The following is an 18,326-nucleotide window of genomic DNA, read 5'->3' on the forward strand; positions in this document are numbered from 1 at the left end:
CATCTCCATTCCCGCTCCGGTCAGGATGAGAAGGTTGAACGAAAAAAGGGCGCTCCGGTTTCCCGGAACGCCCCCAATCCATAACCGATGAAACGGTTTAGCGCTTCGAGAACTGGAAGGATTTGCGAGCCTTGGCCCGACCGTACTTCTTGCGCTCGACGACGCGGCTGTCGCGGGTCAGGAAGCCGTGCGGCTTCAGAACCTTGCGCAGCTCGGGTTCGAAATGCGTCAGGGCGTGCGACAGGCCGTGGCGAATGGCACCGGCCTGACCGGACAGGCCCGAACCCTCGACGGTGCAGACCACGTCATACTGGGTCTCGCGGTCGGCGACGGTCAGCGGCTGGGCGATCATCATGCGCAGGATTTCGCGGGCGAAATACTGCAGCTGATCCTTGCCGTTGATGGTGATCTTGCCGGTGCCGCGCTGCAGCCAGACGCGGGCGATGGCGTTCTTGCGCTTGCCGGTCGAATAGGCGCGACCCTGGGCGTCCAGCTTCTGGACGTAGACGGGGGCGTCGTTCGAGCCGTCGTTGGTGCCGAGGCCCTGCAGGGCGTCGAAACCGGTTGCGGCCGTCGCTTCGTTGGTGACGTCGGTCATTCTCAGACGCTCCGGGTGTTCTTGGAGTTCATCGACTTGAAGTCGACGGTCTCGGGCGATTGGGCTTCGTGCGTGTGGCTCGGACCGGAGAACAGACGCAGATGGGTCATCTGGGCACGGGCCAGGGGGCTTTCCTTGGGCAGCATGCGCTCGACGGCTTTCTCGAGCACGCGCTCGGGGAAGCGGCCGTTCAGGACCTTCTGGGGGGTGGTCGACTTGATGCCGCCCGGGTGACCGGTGTGACGATAGTAGATCTTGTCGGTCAGCTTCTTGCCGGTGAACACCACCTTGTCGGCGTTGACGACGATGACATGGTCACCGCTGTCGACGTGGGGGGTGTAGTCCGGGCGGTGCTTGCCGCGCAGACGCATGGCGATGAACGTTGCGAGACGACCGACCACGACGCCTTCGGCGTCGATGACGATCCACTTCTTCACAACGTCGGCCGGCTTCAAGGCAGCCGTAGTGCTCTTCAGCATGACGTGGGTTCCTGGGGAGACGAACGGTATGGCCCGAACCGGATGGCACGAGCGGAAGGCGCGCTGATAGAGGATGCATCGGTGGCGGTCAATGCATGTTGTGTACCGACAATTGCCGAAGCGTATTGATTCTAAATAATAAACTTAGAGAGGTATTAAAATACCTCATCAATTTTCGTCATTTCAACGGTCTGTGGCGTGGAATGGCGTCACAGAACCATGATGACGGCTTCAGATCGCGGAGTCATAAGCCTTCTCCAGTTTTCCGGAGTCCTTTCATGCGTCTGCACCGCCGCGGCCTGCTCACCACCGGGGCCGCCGCCCTCGCCTTTGCCGGTTTGGCCCGGAATGCCCTGGCCCGCACCGACGCGGCGTCCGAGACCTATGTCAATGAGGTCGAGGGTTATGGACCGCTGATCGCCGATCCCAACGGCGTGCTCGATCTCCCGGCCGGGTTCACCTACCGCGTCATCTCCCAGGGCGGCGAGACTATGGACGACGGCCTGCTGGTGCCCGGCCAGTTCGACGGCATGGGTTGTTTCGCTCTCGAAGGCAGCCGCGTCGCCCTGGTGCGTAACCACGAGCTCAAGGGCACGTCGGCGATGCATCGCAACTGGGGCCCCGGCGGCTATCATCAGGAGCGGATCGGCCTGCTCGATGTCGACAAGGCCTATGACACCTACCGGGATGGCCGCCCCCTGCCCGGCGGCACCACCACCCTGGTCTATGACATGGCCACGGGCGAGACCGTCCGTCAGCACCTCAGCCTGGCCGGGACCAGCACCAATTGCGCCGGCGGGGCCACCCCGTGGGGCTCGTGGCTGTCGTGCGAGGAAACCGAGATGAAGCCCGGCAACGCCGATGTGCTGAAGCCGCACGGCTATGTCTTCGAGGTTCCGGCCACCGCCACGGGTCTGGTCGATCCGGTGCCGCTCAAGGCCATGGGCCGCTTTGACCATGAGGCCGTCTGCGTCGATCCGCGCACCGGCATCCTCTATCTGACCGAGGACAAGGTCGACGGCCTGTTCTACCGCTTCATCCCCACCACCCCCGGCAAATTGATCGACGGCGGACGGCTTCAGGCCATGGGCTTTCGCAATGCGCGCGGCTCGGACTCCTCGAACCACACCGATCGTCTGTGGTCGGTCGGTGACTGGCGCGAGGTGGTGTGGATCGACATGGAGGACGTCGACAGTCCCGATGACGACCTGCGCAAACGCGGTCATGCCGGCGGGGCCACCCTGGTCTCGCGCGGTGAGGGCATCCACTGGGGCGACGGCGAGATGTATCTGACCGCCACCTCGGGCGGGCCGATCCAGCGCGGCCAGATCCTGCGCTACGTGCCGTCGCGCTTCGAGGGCAATCCGGGCGAGCGTCTGCGCCCCGGCCGTATCCAGCTGTTCGTCGAATCGACCGACGAGAAGGCGATGAATATGTGCGACAACATCACCGTCGCGCCATGGGGGCATCTGATTGTCTGCGAGGACAACTATTCCAGCGACATCCGCAATCACCTGAAGGGCGTCACCCCGGACGGCAAGCTCTACACGCTCGGGCGCAACGTCTTCCTCGGCAATTCCGAATTCGCCGGCGCGGTCTTCTCGCCCGACGGCGGCACCCTGTTCGTCAATATCCAGTACCCCGGCATCACCCTGGCCATCACCGGCCCCTGGGACGCCATCCGGACGTAAACACCCGGGCCCGCGAGCGCCGGACCATCCATAGATTGACGGTCGCGGCCAGCAGCACCAGCACGGCCCCCGCCTGATGCAGCGCGCCCAGCCACAGGGGCACGCCGGTGATCAGGGTGGCGATGCCCAGCAGGGCCTGCAGCCACAGGGCTCCGGCGACCGTATAGGCGGCCGCGCCCAGACCCTCGGCCTGACGCTCCAGCCAGGTCTGGATCGCATAGGCCGTGCCGGCGATCAGCAGGGCATAGGCCCAAAGCCGGTGATCGAACTGCACCAGGGCCTGGTCGTGCAGAAAGGCCAGACTGCCCCGGCTCCAGTCGACCGGTGCCAGCAGGGCTCCGTTCATCAACGGCCAGTCGGTATAGACGAAACCGGCCTTGGCTCCGGCCACCAGCGCCCCCAGCAGGCACTGGACGAACACTGCCCCCAGCAACAAGGCCGCCGCCCGACTCCAGCCCACCGGCGGTCGGGTGACTTCCTCGCCGAACAGGGCTTCCAGCCCGGTCCAGATCAGGCCGATGAAGATCAGCAGGGCCAGGCCGAGGTGGATCGCCAGCCGCTCCGGCGCGACATCGACCCGCTCGGCCAGACCGCTGGACACCATCCACCAGCCGATCAGCCCCTGCAGGCCGCCCAGACCCAACAGCACGCCGCACCGCCAGATCAGCCGCCGCGGCACCATCTTCAGCCCCAGGAACACCAGAAACGGCAGGGCGAAGGCCACGCCGACCAGACGCCCCAGCAGACGGTGCGTCCATTCCCACCAGAAGATGTCCTGGAACTCGCCCAGACTCATGCCTGCATTGACCTGGCTGTACTGGGGAATGGCCTTGTAGCGGGCAAAGGCCTCGGACCAGTCGGCGGCGTTCATCGGCGGCAGGGCTCCGATGAGAGGCTTCCATTCGGTGATCGAAAGACCCGACCCGCTCAGCCGGGTGATCCCGCCGACCACGACCATCGCGAACACCAGCGCGGCGCAGGCAAAAAGCCAGATTGCCACCGCCGGACTGCGATCAATGCCAAAACGCTTCATTCGACGCCCGCTGTTCCGCTCGATACAATGCCCGGCGCACCGTTGGCTGCGTCAGGACACAGGCGGTATGCCCGCCTCCTGTGACCAGATCGAGTCGCAATCGACGGATGTAACGTCGCAAGCAGGAGAACCTCCGCGTGGAATATGCCGATATCATCGTCGCCGCCCTAGGGGCCTTCACCCTGGCCTGGATCGCCGATCAGCTGACCGGCCGGCGCGGCCTGTCCGGCACTGTGCTGGTGGCCGGGGTCGGAGCCGTCTGCGGCTGGTTCCTGGCCATTCGCGTCTTCGCCGTCAGCAGTATGGACGACTGGTTGTGGGTGCTGGCCTCGCTGGTCGCCGCCGCCGTAGCCCTGTTCGGCTTCTTCCTGTTCCGGAACAAGCGCTGATGCCGCCGCGCGTGCGCCGCTTCGTCGCCGCGATCGGCGTGCTGGTCTTTCTGGTCTTCTATGTCTGGGCCGTCATCGGCGTCGGTGATCGTCTGCCCGACTCGCCGTGGATCGACCTGCTGTTCTACGGCGTCGCCGGCACCGCCTGGGGCCTGCCCCTGATCCCCCTGCTGCGCTGGGCCGAACGGGGTAACTCCGGAAAGTAGGCTCCCAATTGCAAAGGGGCCGCCCGAAAGCGACCCCTTCAACCAACCGTCTTCATTGCGGAAGATGGTCGGAGCGACAGGATTCGAACCTGCGACCCCTTGACCCCCAGTCAAGTGCGCTACCAGGCTGCGCCACGCTCCGGGAGGCGGCTCTATAGCCGGGGGTTGGTCCGCTCGCAAACCCAAAAGCGGTCTTTTGTGCTCAACCGGCCAGAACGGCCTCCAGCCGCGTCCGCGCTGTCTCGATATCGACCAGCACGGCGCGCAGGCGCGCATTGTCCGCGCCGGAAGCCGGGGGGCCAGCCTCGCCCGCGGCCGGTTCGAACACGACCGTCGAGTCGGGGTCGCCATAGGCGGCCAGATGACGGATGCCGTGATCCCGGTGCAGCTTCTGCACGCCCTTGATGGTCAGACCGTCGTCATGCAGCAGTCGGCGCACCGCCTTCAGCAGCACAATGTCCTGGGGACGATAGAAACGGCGGCCACCGGCCCGTTTCAGTGGCGCGACGAAACTGAATTTGGTTTCCCAGAAGCGCAGCACATGCTGGGGCGTGCCGATGTCGTTCGCGGCTTCGGAAATGGTACGAAAGGCGTTCGGGCCCTTGGCCACGGCGTCAGGCCTTGACGACCGCGTTGTGGACCCGGCCCTTCATGATCTGCGACGCGCGGAAACTGATGACCCGGCGTGGATTGATCGCCGCCGGTTCGCCGGTCTTGGGATTGCGTCCCATGCGGGCTCGTTTCTCGCGCACCTGGAAGACGCCGAAGCCGGACAGTTTCACGGTTTCGCCGCGTTCCAGCGATTCGACGATCAGTTCGAGCGTGCGCTCGACCATCGATGAGCATTCCTGCCGCGACAGGCCGACCTCGGTATGGACCGCCTCACACAGATCCGCCCGGGTCAGGGTGTGGTTGTCGCTCAAGATACTGTCCCCCCGTCTGTCCGTCCCAAGAGTCTATAAAAGGGCAAGCGGCATCAAATGGAAAGCCGCAATTTCACGTTACAGGCGAAGGGCACATGCACCCCAGGTCAATCCGCCGCCCATGGCCTCCAGAACGATCAGGTCACCCCGCTTGATTCGACCGTCGCGAATCGCCGCGTCCAGGGCCAGCGGAATCGAGGCGGCCGAGGTATTGGCGTGCATGGCTACGGTCGAAATGACCTTGTTTTCGTCCAGTCCGAGGCGATCACCGACCCCCTTGATGATGCGCTGGTTGGCCTGGTGCGGCACGAACCAGTCGACGTCGGCGATCTCGATGTTCGCTGCCCTGGCCGCAGCGGTGATGGCTTCGGCGATATTGACCACGGCATGACGGAATACCTGGTTGCCGGCCATACGCAGATGGCCGACCGCTCCCGTCGTCGACGGGCCACCGTCGACATAGAGCAGATCGGTCTTGGTGCCGTCACAGCGCAGGGCAAAGCCCAGCAGACCCTGATCGGCCTTGGTCCCCTGCCCTTCACGCGGCTCGACCACCACGGCCCCGGCCCCGTCGCCGAACAGCACGCAGGTGGTGCGGTCGGTCCAGTCCATCAGCCGGGTCATTTCCTCGGCTCCGATGACCAGGGCGCATCTGGCCAGGCCGCGGGCGACGAAGCCGTCGGCGACGCTCAGCGCATAGACGAAACCCGAACAGACCGCCTGGACATCGAAGGCCGGACAGACTGGCACGCCCAGTTTGCGCTGCACGATCGAGGCCGTGGCCGGAAACGTCATGTCCGGCGTGGTGGTGGCGACGATGATCAGATCGACATCGGCCGGTGTGCGGCCGGCGTCGGCCAGGGCGTGGCGCGCGGCCTCGACGGCCAGATCGCTGGTCGGCTGGTCCTCCCGCGCCTGATGGCGCTGACGGATGCCGGTGCGCTCGACGATCCATTCGTCGGAGGTGTCGACGAATTTGGACAGGTCGGCGTTGGTGACGACGGTTTCGGGCAGATAGGAGCCGACGCCGGTGACGGCGCTGCGAGTGACACTCACGACAGGGACTCCCCGGCGGGACCAGAATCCGTCGCCGCAGCAGGTGGATGTTCAAGTACGACCATCAGGCGCTGCAGGCTGGCGCTGACCTTGGTCATATAGTCACTGCGCGCCAGGTCGACAGCCGTGCGGATGGCATTGCCGAACCCCTTGGCGTCGGCTCCACCATGGCTCTTCACGACAATGCCGTTCAGACCCAACAGGGGGCCGCCGTTGATGGCGCTGGGATCGATTTTCTGCTGCATCTTGCGCAACGCCGGCAGGGCGATCAGCGCCCCGAGCTTGGCCTGCAGGCCCGACGTCAGGGCCTCCTTCATCAGGGTCGAGATGAAGCGGGCCACGCCCTCGGCGGTCTTCAGGGCGATATTGCCGGTAAAGCCGTCGGTCACGACGACATCGACCGTGCCCCGGGCGATGTCGGTGCCTTCGACGAAGCCGTGGTAGTTCAGGTCGAGGCCACCGTCGCGCAGGATGGCGTGGGCCTCGCGCACGTCGTCATGACCCTTCATGTCCTCCGAACCGACATTGAGGACGCCGATGCTCGGTCGGGCTACGCCATGAACGGCCGCGTGGAAGGCCTCGCCCATGATGGCGAATTCGACCAGCTGTGCGGCGTCGCACTGGATATTGGCCCCGACGTCCAGTACCGCCGTGACCCCGCGCAGGGTCGGCCAGCTGGCGACGATGGCCGGACGCTCCAACCCCGGCGCGGCCATGCGCAGCAGCAGTTTGGAAATTGCCATCAGCGCGCCGGTGTTGCCGGCCGAGACCACAGCGGCAGCCTCGCCGGACTTCACCGATTCGATCGCGTTCCACAGGCTCGAGCCCTTGCCGCGGCGCATGGCCTGGGCTGGCTTCTCGTCCATGGCCACGACCTTGTCGGTGTGACGGATGTCACAGATTTCGGGACCCAGATGGCAGCGCTTCAGCTCCGCCGCGATCGCCGCTTCGTCGCCATGCAGAAGGAAACGGACCCCCTGGCCCCCGTGGCGTTGACGATAGTCGCGAACCCCGGCGACGACGACCGCCGGCCCATGGTCTCCGCCCATGGCGTCGAGTGATATCAGAATTTGTGATGACAAGTGGACTCGACTCCGTCGCGCCGTCTCTGCGGCATCTGTTGGGGATGCAACCGCCTCACCGCTGCGTCAACCTTGCTCCGGCGGGGCCTTGGGCCGGAGCGCCTGAAGCACGGCGAAAGGCGATATCTCCGCAGGTTCCTCCGGCTGGACGAATTCCGCGCCCACCTTGCGAGGGAACGGGTCCAGCCGCAGGGCCAGTTGTTCGACCGCATATTGGCCCAGGTCGATTCGTCCGTCCTCGATCAGATCGGGGGACTCATCGTCGATGGTGATGACGATCTCGTCCGAGTCGGGCTCGATCGCCTCGCTCAGGGTAATCGAGAACGGGGCGTCGATCTCGACCGGCAGCGGCTCCAGCGTCAGGCCACAGGTCTGCACAGCGCTGGCGATCACCCGTCCCGATAATCGCCAGCCCTCATTGACCGGTTTCAGCTCCATATCAGCGACGAAGCTGTCCAGCGCGGCCAGATCCAGCGCCCTGGCGATCCGCGCGCGGGCCGCGGCGTCGGGCTCCAGCCGCCGCTTCACACCGCCGCCCGCCTGATGCAGTCGTACGGGGTCGCTGAACGGCAGTTCCGGAAGATTGCTCATACGGGCATCTCCGCCCAGGCCGGTGCCCGTTCGACCGCCTCGAGGCTCTGGTCCGCCAGGGATTTGCGACAGGCCAGGGCATAGCGGGCCAGCCGCAGCCCCTGGGCTTCGTCGCCGCCGGCATAGACATTGCGAACGAGGGCTTCGGCCAGGGCCGTCTCGTCGCCATCGCGCAAGGGGGTTTCATAGGCGGTCATGCGGCCGTACAGGGCCTCGCCCAGTTTGCGCATCTTCTTGCCGACCGAAACGTCGCCGACGCCCAGTTCGCGCAGGGCATTGTCCAGCGCCGACACATAGACGTCGAACAGGACCTGGGCCGCCTCGCCGCCGCGGTCGCCGCCGTCGCGCAAACGAAGCACCAGCAACAGCACATGCAGGGTGTAGAGTTCGAAACGCGCGTCAATACGGTCGGCCACGCCCAGCGTCGTATAGAAGCCCGGATCGCGCGCCTGGGTCACCGCCAGCGCATACAGGGCCTCGCCGGCGCGCGGGGGGGCCGGGGAGCGGGATCGGGATCGAAGCAAATTCTGAAGCATGGTTTTACGGCCCCTTTTCTGCCGCGCCGTTGAACTAGGACGCGGCTCCGGTTAGGTCAAAGACCTTGTTCTGTCCCAGGCGCCCGCCCATGACCCGTTTGAAGCCATTTTCCACCGCCCGACTTCTGGGGATCGTCTCTCTGGCGGCCCTCGGTGCCGCCTGTGCCCCGACCGTCGGAATTCATGGATTCCAGAATGTTGACGCCGCCCCGACCGACATTGTCGCGGGCACTGACACCAAACAGACCGTTCGTGCGCGTCTGGGCTCACCGTCGACGACCTCGACCTTCGAAAGTGACGCCGTCTGGTACTACATCAGCCAGACCACGGAAAAATACACCTACAACCTGCCGAAGGTATCGCAGCGCAGTGTGACCGAGATCACCTTTGATAGTGCCGATCAGGTCGCGGCTGTCAGGACCTTCGGTCTCGAAGACGGGCGGGACATCGATATGCTGCGCCGTACGACTCCGACCCGCGGACGCGAGCTGTCAGTTCTCGAGCAGTTGCTGGGCACGATCGGCCGCAGCCAGCTGCCCCGTACTGAGGACGAGCTGCCGGGCCAGCGCCGCCCGGACTAGGGCCCGAACCTGGCTCAAGGTCGCGGCTGGAGCCTGTTCCGGTCATGACGGATACTCGAAATAAAAGACGCCCCGGAGATCAATCTCCGGGGCGCCTTTCGTATCAACGGACCGGACCCGGACCCGGGCAGGGCCCGGATCCGTCCAGCCGGATCAGACGATCTTGCCGCTCGCCAGCACCGCCAGCAGCAGCAGGGCGACGATGTTGGTGATCTTGATCATCGGGTTCACCGCCGGACCGGAGGTGTCCTTGTAGGGATCCCCGACCGTATCGCCGGTCACCGCGGCCTTGTGGGCCTCTGAACCCTTGCCGTGGACGACGCCGTTCTTGTCGGTGAAACCTTCCTCGATCACCTTCTTGGCATTGTCCCAGGCCCCGCCGCCGGAGGTCATCGAGACCGCGACGAAGAAGCCGGTGACGATAACGCCCATCAGCATGGCCCCGAGCGCGGCGAAGGCCGTGGCCTTGTCCGAGATCGACAGCACGGCCACGAACAGCACGATCGGCGACAGCACCGGCAACAGGCTGGGCACGATCATCTCCCTGATCGCAGCCTTGGTCAGGATGTCGACGGCCCGCCCGTACTCCGGCTTGACGTCATAGGTCATGATGCCGGGGTTCTCGCGGAACTGACGCCGGACCTCGGCCACGACGGCCTCGGCGGCGCGACCCACGGCCATCATCGACATGCCGCCAAACAGGAAGGGCAGCAGCCCCCCGAACAGCAGGCCGACGACGACATAGGGGTTGGTCAGGGCGAAATCGATCTCGCCCATGCCGGCGAAGAACGGGAATTCCGCGGGGTTGGCCGCGAAATAATTCAGGTCCGACGTATAGGCCGCGAACAGCACCAGCGCGCCGAGGCCCGCCGATCCGATCGCATAGCCCTTGGTCACGGCCTTGGTGGTGTTGCCCACGGCGTCGAGGGCGTCGGTGACATGACGGACGTCAGACGGCAGCCCCGCCATTTCGGCGATGCCCCCGGCGTTGTCGGTGACCGGTCCGAAGGCGTCCAGGGCGACGATCATTCCCGCCACGCCCAGCATGGTTGTGGTGGCGATGGCGATACCGAACAGGCCCGCCAGCTGGAAGCTGACGATGATGCCGACGATGATGGTCAGGGCCGGCAGGGCCGTCGACTCCAGTGAGACAGCCAGACCCTGGATGACATTGGTGCCGTGGCCTGAAACCGAGGCATTGGCCACCGACTGCACCGGCCGGAAGGTCGAGCCGGTGTAGTATTCGGTGATGACCACGATGGCTGCGGTCACACCCAGACCGACCATGCCGGACCAGAACAGGCTCCTCGCCGTGATCTCCAGCCCGTTGGTGGTCATGATGACCGCATTGCCGGGCAGGAGATGTTCGATCACCACCCAGACCGCGCCGGCCGACAGCACGCCGGTGACGATCAGACCCTGGTACAGGGCCCCCATGATGTTGCCGCTCTTGCCCAGACGGACAAAGAAGCTGCCGATGATCGAGGTCACGATACAGATGCCGCAGATGGCCAGCGGCAGCAGCATCATCACATCGACATAGGGCTGGCCGCGGAAGAAGATCGCCGCCAGCACCATGGTGGCGACCGTGGTCACCGCATAGGTCTCGAACAGGTCGGCGGCCATGCCGGCACAGTCGCCGACATTGTCACCGACGTTGTCGGCGATGGTCGCGGCGTTGCGGGGGTCATCCTCGGGGATGCCGGCCTCGACCTTGCCGACCATGTCGCCGCCGACGTCCGCACCCTTGGTGAAGATGCCGCCGCCGAGACGGGCGAAGATCGAAATCAGCGAAGCCCCGAAGCCCAGGGCGACGAGGCCGTCGATGACCTCACGTCCCGTGCGGTCCAGTCCCAGACCCTCGGTCAGGATGCCGTAGTAACCAGCCACGCCCAGCAGGGCACCGCCGGCCACGAACATGCCGGTGATGGCCCCCGAGCGGAAGGCCAGGTCCAGGCCTCTGGCCAGGCTTTCAGATGCGCCCTGTGCCGTTCGCACATTGGCCCGCACCGAAATCAGCATGCCGGCGTATCCGGCCGCACCGGACAGGACAGCACCGATCACGAAGCCGATGGCGGCATAGACGCCGATCAGGAGGTAGGCGGCGATCAGAATCACCACCCCGACCATGGCGATGGTCGTGTATTGCCGTCGCAGATAGGCGGATGCGCCTTCCTGGATCGCCGCAGCGATCTCACGCATCTTGTCGTTACCGGTGCCGGCCTTCATCAGCCCGGCGGTCTGGACGGCACCGAACAGCACCCCCAGAACCCCGGCCGCAATGACCAGCCATAGAATATTCGTCATGGCGTTTCCAAACCTCAGACCAACAGGCGCGCGGACCCTTGGCGCGGGGAGGCTGATGCCTCTCTCCGCCTTCCGGTCCCCCCGTGCGCAACGGACGCATCAGCGCGTCCCTAGGGAATTGCGGCGGAAACGTGCCAAAAGCATCGAGCCGACGCAACAGTGGTGTTTGGGGTCAGGCTCTCGGGGTCGCCAGAGTCCGTCGCGGGGCCTGACTGATGACCTCGACACGGGTCACGGCCCCCCGTCCGGCGATGCTTACCGCCGATCGCATCAGGCTGGCGCTGAGCGCGGCCTGATTGATTCGATTCCAGTTATCCGCGACCACGAACGGGGTGCGATGTCCCGACCGCACCAGGGCATCCCGGAAATAGGCTTCCTTGGGGGATATCTCCTGGGGGGTATGTCCGCCCCCCAGATGCAGCCGGACCGACACGAACACATAGTTCCGGATACGGCCGTCAATGATGATCGGCAGGCCGACCCCGGCGATGTTCAGGGTGTTGTCACCGGACTGGGCCTCGCTCGCCGACACCGATGTGGCGAGGGCGGCGGCCGCGCTTCCGGCGATGGATCCAGCGATGAGAGTCCGACGAAGCATCCGCACAAGATGTCGCCGACGTCTTAGGATTCCGTTGCGTCAGAACATGATCGCCGGCGACGGGCCTGATCGAACGCCGAAACAGACTCATGACGGGCCATGTCAATCATTGATTCTAGTCGTGGCTCCAGCCCGGCCGTTTGATCGTCACCTTCTCTCCCCCGTAGAGAACCGTCACCCCGGCCCCCTCGCTGACCTGACCAATACAGGTCAGACGCAACAGCCGACGCTCGGCCTCGCGCCGCAGGGCGGCCTCGTCTTCAGGGCGGATCGTGAAGGCGATTTCATAGTCGTCGCCACCCGTCACCAGCCGGATCATCGCGTCTTCGGGATCGACCCGACCGTCCAGCCAGGCGTGGCCGGCCGCCGAGACGGGCACGGAGTCGAGGGTGAGTTCCATGGCGACGCCGCTGGTCTCCGCCAGATGGCCGAGATCGGCCACCAGGCCGTCCGATACATCGATTGCGGCCGTCGCCATATCCCGCACCGGCTCGGCGAACTCCACCCGTGGCATCGGTGTCCGGTAATGGGTGATCAGCGTCTCGATCCGTTCGTCGGCCAGCGACAGCATGCCCCGGACTGCCTGTAGCCCCAGATAGCCGTCGCCGATCGTGCCGGTGACCATGATCCGGTCGCCCGGCCGCGCGCCGTTGCGCCCGACGACCCGACCCTTCTGGATCCAGCCCAGCAGGGTCAGGGAAAACGTCGCCGGTCCTATGGTCGCGACGGTGTCGCCGCCCAGCAAGGCGACCCCGAAGCGCTCCTGATCCTGTTTCAGACCCGCGGCGAAGGCCTTTCGCTCGGGCCAGCCGCAGCGACTCGACCAGTTGCAGGCCAGCATATAGCCGAACGGCTCTGCGCCCTTGCAGGCCAGATCGGACAGGTTCACCCGCAGCAGCTTCTGCGCCACGGTGCCGAGCGGGTCCTGCGGCAGGAAATGAATGCTTTCGACCAGGGCGTCCTTGGTCAGGACCAGATCATATCCCGGGCGCGAGGGCACCACGGCGACATCGTCGCGCAGGCCCCTGCCCCATTCCGGATGGGCCAGCGGCGCGAACAGCCGCTCGATGGTCTCGAACTCTCCGGCGGCGTCAACCGAGGGCATCACGCGCCACGCCATCCAGCGCCGCATTGACGAATTTCGCCTCGGCGTCGTCGAAGAAGGCCTTGGCCAGCTCGACATATTCGTCGATCACGATCTCGCGCGGCACGTCCCGGCGTTCCCGCAGTTCCCAGGCCCCCGCCCGCAGCAGGGCCCTCAGGGTCGAATCCAGCCGCTCCATGCGCCAGTTGGAGGCCAGCCGGACCTTGATCGCCGCATCGATGTCGCGCTGGGTGCCGACCACGCCGCGCACGATTTCGGCGAAATAGTCTTCGTCGGCCTCGGCCAGGGCCTCGCCCTCGATATCGGTGTCGAACCGGTGGGCCGAGAATTCGGATATGACGGTATCCACGCCCTCGCCGGCCAGCTCCATCTGATACAGGGCCTGGACGGCCGCCAGGCGCGCGACCGTGCGGGCGCGCCGCTGGCGCGAGGTCAGCTGCGGTTCGGCCCGTTGTTTTTCAACTTCGGCCAGCTGGGCGATTACGGATTGGATGCTGTTGGGTTCGGTCACGATCCCAGTCCTACGCGCAGCCGCTTCCTCAACGCAATCAGGTCCAGACAGGCGCGCGCCGCGCCGCCGCCCTTGTCACCCTCGTTCAGACGCGCCCGGGCCCAGGCCTGGGCCTCATTCTCGACCGTCAGAATACCGTTGCCGATGGCCATACCCTTGACCCCCAGCTGACGCAGGCCCGCGGCCGACTGATCGGCGACGATCTCGAAATGATAGGTCTCGCCCCGGATGACGCAGCCCAGCGCCACATAACCGTCGTAGCGGGGCGCGGTAGGATAGCGGCCGGCCTCCTCGGCCAGGGCGATGGTGGTGGCGATCTCCAGCGCACCGGGTACGGTCACGACGTCGAATTGCACCTGTTGGGCGCGCAGGGTGTCCTGCGCACCTTCCAGCAAGGCGTCGGCCAGTTCGGAATAGAAGCGGGCCTCAACAATGAGGACCCGGAGCGGTTCAGTCAGGATTGGTCTTCTCCATCCATGTCACGCCAGCCGACGATGCGCAGGCCATAGCCTTCCAGCGCCGTCGGATTGGGTCGGGTCGAGCTCATCACGATCATGTCGTGCACACCGAGGTCCAGCAGGATCTGGGCCCCGACGCCATAGTTACGGATCGACCGGTCGACGGCTGTCGGCTTTTCCACGCCGGCCAGCCGTTCGGCCAGGCCGTGAAGTTCGGGATCGCGCAGGAAGACGGTGACACCGGCTCCGTCGTGATCGCTGATCGCCTTCAGGGCCAGCGGCACATAGTCCTGGCGGGCCTCGATATGGCCCAGAAGATCGGCGGCGAAATCGACCTGATGCATGCGCACCAGCGTCGGCTTGCCCGCCTCGACCTTGCCGCTGACCAGGGCGACGTGCTCGATCCCTTCGATGGCGTTGCGGAACAGGATCAGGCGGAAAGGTCCGCCGTGGACGCTCTCGAACGTCGTATCCATGACCCGCTCGACCAGCCGTTCGGTGCGGCGGCGATAGGCGATCAGGTCGGCGATCGTGCCGATCTTCAGCCCGTGCAGCTGGGCGAAGGCCACCAGGTCCGGCATTCGGGCCATGGTGCCGTCGTCATTCATGATCTCGCAGATCACGCCCGCCGGGGTCAGGCCGGCCATGCGCGAGATGTCGACGGCCGCCTCGGTATGGCCGGTGCGCACCAGCACCCCGCCCTCGCGGGCCACCAGCGGAAACACATGGCCGGGCGAGACGATGTCGTCCGCGCCCCGGGTCGGGTCTGCCGCCACTTGCACGGTGCGGGCGCGGTCGGCGGCCGAGATGCCGGTCGTCACCCCGTCCTTCGCCTCGATCGAGACGGTGAAGGCCGTGCCCATGCTCTCGCGGTTGTCAGCGGCCATCGGCGGCAGGCGCAGCTGGCGGGCCCGCTCGCCGGTGATGGCCAGACAGATCAGTCCGCGCGCATGTCGGGCCATGAAATTGATCTGGTCCGGCGTGGCGAACTGGGCCGGGATGATGATGTCGCCCTCGTTCTCGCGATCCTCGGCATCGACGAGGATATAGGGCTTGCCGTTGCGGGCATCCTCGAGGATGTCCTCAATCGGGCTGATCGGGCTGTCGTTCATATTGGCCGCCAATTGCATCAGGCCGTCTCCTGCCACCGCGCGAGGTATCGCGCCAGCATGTCGATTTCGAGATTGACCGGATCGCCGGCTTTCAGCGCGCCCAGCGTCGTGGCCTCCCAGGTGTGGGGGATGATGTTCAGACCGAACTCGCGGTCCTCCACCGTGTTGACCGTCAGCGACACGCCATCGACGGTGATCGAGCCCTTGGCGGCGATATAACGGTGCAGCGGGGCCGGAGCGGCGATCATCAGCCGGTGCGACCCGCCCTCCGGCATCACCCCAACCACCTTGCCCAGGCCGTCAACATGGCCCGAGACGATATGGCCGCCCAGTTCGTCGCCCAGTTTCGCGGCCCGCTCCAGATTGACCCGCGTCCCGGCCTTCCAACCGCCCAGCGTCGTCTTCGACAGGGTCTCGGCCGAGACTTCGACCGCGAACCAGCCGGGGCCGGTCTCGACCACGGTCAGGCAGCAGCCGGCGTGGCTGACGGAAGCCCCGAGGTCCAGCGTCACCGTGTCCCAGGCGGTCTCGATCACGTAGCGGCGGTCGCGCGTGGTCTGTTCGACCGCGCGTACCCTGCCGATGTCGGTGACGATGCCGGTGAACATTCAGAGCCTCTCGTAACGTTCCCACAGGTCGTCACCGCAGGGCTCGACCGCAAGGCGCCGGAAGGCCGGAGCGTCGGAAAGTCGCGCCAGCGCCAGGCTGGCGACGCAGGCCCGTCCGTCGCCGCCCAGCAGGATCGGGGCGCGGAACCACTCCAGCGTATCGACCAGTCCGGCGGCGATGAAGGAGGCCGCCACCCGACCGCCGCCCTCAATCATCAGCGTGCCGACCCCGCGCCGCTTCAACGCTGCCAGCACGGCGACCGGAGCCGGACGCCCGTCGATCGCCTCGACCTGTTCGATCTCGGCCTCACCAACCGGAACCGACTCGGCGGCGGTCAGAATCAGGGTGTTGGCCCCGGCGATCCGGGCCGTGGCCGGGGTTCGCAGCTGGCTGTCCAGTACCACCCGCAGTGGCTGGTCCACTGGTCGCCCGGGCAGTCGCGCGGTCAGTTCGGGGTCATCGGCCAGCACCGTCTCCACTCCGACCAGAATGGCGTCGTGGGCAGCCCGCAATCGATGTCCGGCCAGACGGGCCGTCTCCCCGGTGATCCATTTTGACTCGCCCGACGCCGTGGCGATGCGTCCGTCCAGCGACGTCGCCAATTTCAGGGTGACGCGCGGCCGCATCAGCTGCGACCGGGCTCGTCCAGCCCTTCGTCGCCGAGGAATTTGGCGAAATCACCGGTGTGGCGGAAATCCTTGTAGACCGAGGCGTAGCGGACATAGGCCACCTCATCGACGCCCTTCAGCGCCTTCATGATGAAGTCGCCGACCGTGCTGGACGGGATCTCGGTTTCGCCCAGACTCTCCAGCTGGCGCACGATGCGACTGACCAGCTGTTCGATCTGCTCCGGCTGTACCGGCCGCTTGCGCAGGGCGATGCCCAGCGACCGTTCCAGCTTGTCGCGGTCGAAGGGCGTACGGCGGCCATTACGCTTCAGGATCATCAGCTCGCGCAGTTGTACCCGTTCGAAGGTGGTGAAACGCCCGTTGCAGTTGGGACAGGACCGCCGACGCCGGATCGCCGCGCCGTCATCCGACGGGCGACTGTCCTTCACCTGGGTGTCCTGATGGCCGCAGAAGGGGCATTTCATCGGCGTCTATCCATAGATCGGGAAGCGACGGGTCAGGGCCCGCACCCCGTCGGCCACCCGGGCCTGAACAGCGGCATCAGCCTCGTCGGTGCCGTTCATGGAGTCGATCACATCGGCGATCCAGTGACCGACCTGCTGGAACTCGGCCACGCCGAAGCCGCGCGTCGTGCCTGCCGGGGTGCCCAGACGCACGCCTGAGGTGATGGTGAAGGGGGCTGTGTCGAATGGCACGCCGTTCTTGTTGCAGGTCATCAGGGCCTGCTCCAGCGCCGCCTCGGTGGCCTTGCCGGTGACGCCCTTGGGTCGCAGGTCGACCAGCATCAGATGGCTGTCGGTGCCGCCCGAAACGATTGCTGTGCCGCGCTCGACCAGCACTGCGGCCAACGCCTGGGCATTGTCGACCACCTGCCGGGCATAGGCCTTGAACTCTGGCTTCAGCGCCTCGCCGAAGGCCACGGCCTTGGCCGCGATCACATGCTCCAGCGGCCCGCCCTGCAGACCCGGGAACACTGCTGAATTGATCTTCTTGGCGATCTCGCCGTCATTGGTCAGCACCATGCCGCCGCGCGGCCCGCGCAGGGTCTTGTGGGTGGTGGTGGTGGTGACGTGGGCGTGGGCCACCGGGTCCGGATAGGCCCCGCCGGCGATCAGGCCCGCATAGTGGGCCATGTCGACCATCAGATACGCCCCGACACTGTCAGCGATCTCGCGGAACCGCTTGAAATCGATGTGGCGGCTGTAGGCCGAGGCCCCAGCCAGGATCAGCTTGGGCTTTTCCGCCTCAGCCATGGCCTGAACATGATCATAATCAATCAGGTGATCGTCTTCGTTCACCTTGTAGGTGACGGGTCGGAACCATTTGCCGGACTGGTTGGCCGGGCTGCCGTGGGTCAGGTGGCCGCCACAGGCCAGGTCCATGCCCAGGAAGGTGTCTCCCGGCTGCAGCAGGGCCATGAACACCGCCTGATTGGCCTGGGCTCCCGAGTGTGGCTGCACATTGGCGAAGCCCGCCCCGAACAGTTCCTTGGCCCGCGAGCGCGCCAGATCCTCGGTCACATCGACATATTCGCAGCCGCCGTAATAGCGCCGCCCCGGATAGCCCTCGGCGTATTTGTTGGTCAGGACCGAGCCCTGAGCCTCAAGTACCGCCTTCGAGACGATGTTTTCCGAGGCGATCAGCTCGATCTGCTCCTGCTGTCGCGCCAGTTCCCCGGCGATGCCGCGCGCGATCTCCGGATCGGCCTCGGCCAGACCGCGCGAGAAATAGGCGTCATGGACGAAGGGTACGGTCACGGCAGGGCTCACGGCTTGATCAGGAAGACCATCTATCTAGGCTCTGGCGCGCCGGGCCACAACATCTGGTGGTCA

23 protein-coding genes and 1 tRNA gene are annotated in these 18,326 nt (G+C 65.8%); 4 read left to right on the forward strand and 20 right to left on the reverse strand.

The features are described from left to right. Positions 1 to 97 precede the first annotated feature (97 nt). Both rpsI and rplM read right to left on the reverse strand, forming a co-directional pair. Positions 98 to 598 (reverse strand): 30S ribosomal protein S9, encoded by a 501-nt coding sequence (gene rpsI, locus AAC050_RS09610; RefSeq protein ID WP_339914861.1) that lies wholly within the window; start codon positions 596 to 598, stop codon positions 98 to 100. A 2-nt stretch (positions 599 to 600) separates the two neighbouring features. Next, positions 601 to 1,074: a 50S ribosomal protein L13 gene (gene rplM, locus AAC050_RS09615; protein ID WP_339914970.1), complete on the reverse strand. Its 474-nt coding sequence runs from the start codon at positions 1,072 to 1,074 to the stop codon at positions 601 to 603. Positions 1,075 to 1,355: 281 nt separating this feature from the next. On the opposite strand from rplM, the gene AAC050_RS09620 reads away from it, so the two are divergent. Further along, a complete protein-coding gene (locus AAC050_RS09620; protein WP_339914862.1) occupies positions 1,356 to 2,768 on the forward strand; it encodes an alkaline phosphatase PhoX in 1,413 nt (470 codons plus the stop codon). Here AAC050_RS09620 and AAC050_RS09625 read toward each other — a convergent pair. Next, complete coding sequence (locus AAC050_RS09625) at positions 2,737 to 3,801, reverse strand: COX15/CtaA family protein (RefSeq protein WP_339914863.1); 1,065 nt, start codon at positions 3,799 to 3,801, stop codon at positions 2,737 to 2,739. The two genes, AAC050_RS09620 and AAC050_RS09625, sit on opposite strands and share 32 nt — an antisense overlap. Positions 3,802 to 3,938: 137 nt before the next feature. On the opposite strand from AAC050_RS09625, the gene AAC050_RS09630 reads away from it, so the two are divergent. Next, a complete protein-coding gene (locus AAC050_RS09630) occupies positions 3,939 to 4,190 on the forward strand; it encodes a transglycosylase (protein ID WP_339914864.1) in 252 nt (83 codons plus the stop codon). After that, positions 4,190 to 4,396 carry a DUF2842 domain-containing protein gene (locus AAC050_RS09635; RefSeq protein WP_339914865.1) on the forward strand — a complete coding sequence of 69 codons (207 nt, stop codon included), beginning with the start codon at positions 4,190 to 4,192 and terminating at the stop codon, positions 4,394 to 4,396. The genes AAC050_RS09630 and AAC050_RS09635 overlap by 1 nt, the downstream gene beginning before the upstream one ends. A 65-nt stretch (positions 4,397 to 4,461) precedes the next feature. Here the strand turns inward: AAC050_RS09635 and AAC050_RS09640 are convergent. The 7 genes from AAC050_RS09640 to AAC050_RS09670 form a co-directional block, all read right to left on the reverse strand. Continuing rightward, a tRNA-Pro gene (locus AAC050_RS09640) sits at positions 4,462 to 4,538 on the reverse strand. Positions 4,539 to 4,598: 60 nt separating this feature from the next. Continuing rightward, complete coding sequence (locus tag AAC050_RS09645; protein WP_339914866.1) at positions 4,599 to 5,006, reverse strand: MerR family transcriptional regulator; 408 nt, start codon at positions 5,004 to 5,006, stop codon at positions 4,599 to 4,601. A gap of 4 nt (positions 5,007 to 5,010) precedes the next feature. Continuing rightward, the gene (locus tag AAC050_RS09650) at positions 5,011 to 5,319 is read right to left on the reverse strand and encodes an integration host factor subunit alpha (RefSeq protein WP_339914867.1); all 309 of its coding nucleotides are present in this window, start codon (positions 5,317 to 5,319) and stop codon (positions 5,011 to 5,013) included. Between the two features lie 78 nt (positions 5,320 to 5,397). Then, entirely contained in the window at positions 5,398 to 6,375 is a 978-nt protein-coding gene (locus AAC050_RS09655) for a beta-ketoacyl-ACP synthase III (RefSeq protein WP_339914868.1), read from the reverse strand. Beyond that, on the reverse strand, positions 6,372 to 7,457 hold the full coding sequence (gene plsX / locus AAC050_RS09660; protein WP_339914869.1) for a phosphate acyltransferase PlsX: 1,086 nt from the start codon (positions 7,455 to 7,457) through the stop codon (positions 6,372 to 6,374). Before plsX ends, AAC050_RS09655 begins: the two co-directional genes overlap by 4 nt. A 66-nt stretch (positions 7,458 to 7,523) precedes the next feature. Continuing rightward, entirely contained in the window at positions 7,524 to 8,048 is a 525-nt protein-coding gene (locus AAC050_RS09665; RefSeq protein WP_339914870.1) for a DUF177 domain-containing protein, read from the reverse strand. Beyond that, positions 8,045 to 8,584 carry a ubiquinol-cytochrome C chaperone family protein gene (locus AAC050_RS09670; protein WP_339914871.1) on the reverse strand — a complete coding sequence of 180 codons (540 nt, stop codon included), beginning with the start codon at positions 8,582 to 8,584 and terminating at the stop codon, positions 8,045 to 8,047. The genes AAC050_RS09665 and AAC050_RS09670 overlap by 4 nt, the downstream gene beginning before the upstream one ends. Before the next feature lie 89 nt (positions 8,585 to 8,673). Between AAC050_RS09670 and bamE the strand changes: the two genes are divergently transcribed. Next, positions 8,674 to 9,165, forward strand: coding sequence for an outer membrane protein assembly factor BamE (bamE, locus tag AAC050_RS09675; RefSeq protein ID WP_339914872.1), 492 nt, complete (start codon positions 8,674 to 8,676; stop codon positions 9,163 to 9,165). 153 nt (positions 9,166 to 9,318) lie between these two features. Here the strand turns inward: bamE and AAC050_RS09680 are convergent, their stop codons facing one another. From AAC050_RS09680 to glyA, 10 genes are all read right to left on the reverse strand, one after another. Continuing rightward, positions 9,319 to 11,472, reverse strand: coding sequence for a sodium-translocating pyrophosphatase (locus AAC050_RS09680; RefSeq protein WP_339914873.1), 2,154 nt, complete (start codon positions 11,470 to 11,472; stop codon positions 9,319 to 9,321). Positions 11,473 to 11,644: 172 nt separating this feature from the next. After that, positions 11,645 to 12,070: a hypothetical protein gene (locus tag AAC050_RS09685; protein WP_339914874.1), complete on the reverse strand. Its 426-nt coding sequence runs from the start codon at positions 12,068 to 12,070 to the stop codon at positions 11,645 to 11,647. A gap of 115 nt (positions 12,071 to 12,185) precedes the next feature. Beyond that, positions 12,186 to 13,175 carry a thiamine-phosphate kinase gene (thiL, locus tag AAC050_RS09690; protein ID WP_339914971.1) on the reverse strand — a complete coding sequence of 330 codons (990 nt, stop codon included), beginning with the start codon at positions 13,173 to 13,175 and terminating at the stop codon, positions 12,186 to 12,188. Continuing rightward, positions 13,162 to 13,686, reverse strand: coding sequence for a transcription antitermination factor NusB (gene nusB, locus AAC050_RS09695; protein ID WP_339914875.1), 525 nt, complete (start codon positions 13,684 to 13,686; stop codon positions 13,162 to 13,164). The genes thiL and nusB overlap by 14 nt, the downstream gene beginning before the upstream one ends. Beyond that, on the reverse strand, positions 13,683 to 14,144 hold the full coding sequence (gene ribH / locus AAC050_RS09700; RefSeq protein ID WP_339914972.1) for a 6,7-dimethyl-8-ribityllumazine synthase: 462 nt from the start codon (positions 14,142 to 14,144) through the stop codon (positions 13,683 to 13,685). Before ribH ends, nusB begins: the two co-directional genes overlap by 4 nt. After that, complete coding sequence (gene ribB, locus AAC050_RS09705; RefSeq protein WP_339914876.1) at positions 14,141 to 15,274, reverse strand: 3,4-dihydroxy-2-butanone-4-phosphate synthase; 1,134 nt, start codon at positions 15,272 to 15,274, stop codon at positions 14,141 to 14,143. Before ribB ends, ribH begins: the two co-directional genes overlap by 4 nt. After that, positions 15,274 to 15,864: a riboflavin synthase gene (locus AAC050_RS09710; RefSeq protein ID WP_339914877.1), complete on the reverse strand. Its 591-nt coding sequence runs from the start codon at positions 15,862 to 15,864 to the stop codon at positions 15,274 to 15,276. Before AAC050_RS09710 ends, ribB begins: the two co-directional genes overlap by 1 nt. After that, on the reverse strand, positions 15,865 to 16,491 hold the full coding sequence (locus AAC050_RS09715) for a RibD family protein (protein WP_339914878.1): 627 nt from the start codon (positions 16,489 to 16,491) through the stop codon (positions 15,865 to 15,867). Continuing rightward, complete coding sequence (nrdR, locus tag AAC050_RS09720; RefSeq protein WP_300445443.1) at positions 16,491 to 16,958, reverse strand: transcriptional regulator NrdR; 468 nt, start codon at positions 16,956 to 16,958, stop codon at positions 16,491 to 16,493. Before nrdR ends, AAC050_RS09715 begins: the two co-directional genes overlap by 1 nt. Positions 16,959 to 16,964: 6 nt before the next feature. Then, positions 16,965 to 18,251, reverse strand: coding sequence for a serine hydroxymethyltransferase (gene glyA, locus AAC050_RS09725; protein ID WP_339914879.1), 1,287 nt, complete (start codon positions 18,249 to 18,251; stop codon positions 16,965 to 16,967). Positions 18,252 to 18,326: the final 75 nt, after the last annotated feature.

It is taken from the genome of uncultured Brevundimonas sp., from assembly GCF_963974615.1.
Lineage (GTDB): Bacteria > Pseudomonadota > Alphaproteobacteria > Caulobacterales > Caulobacteraceae > Brevundimonas.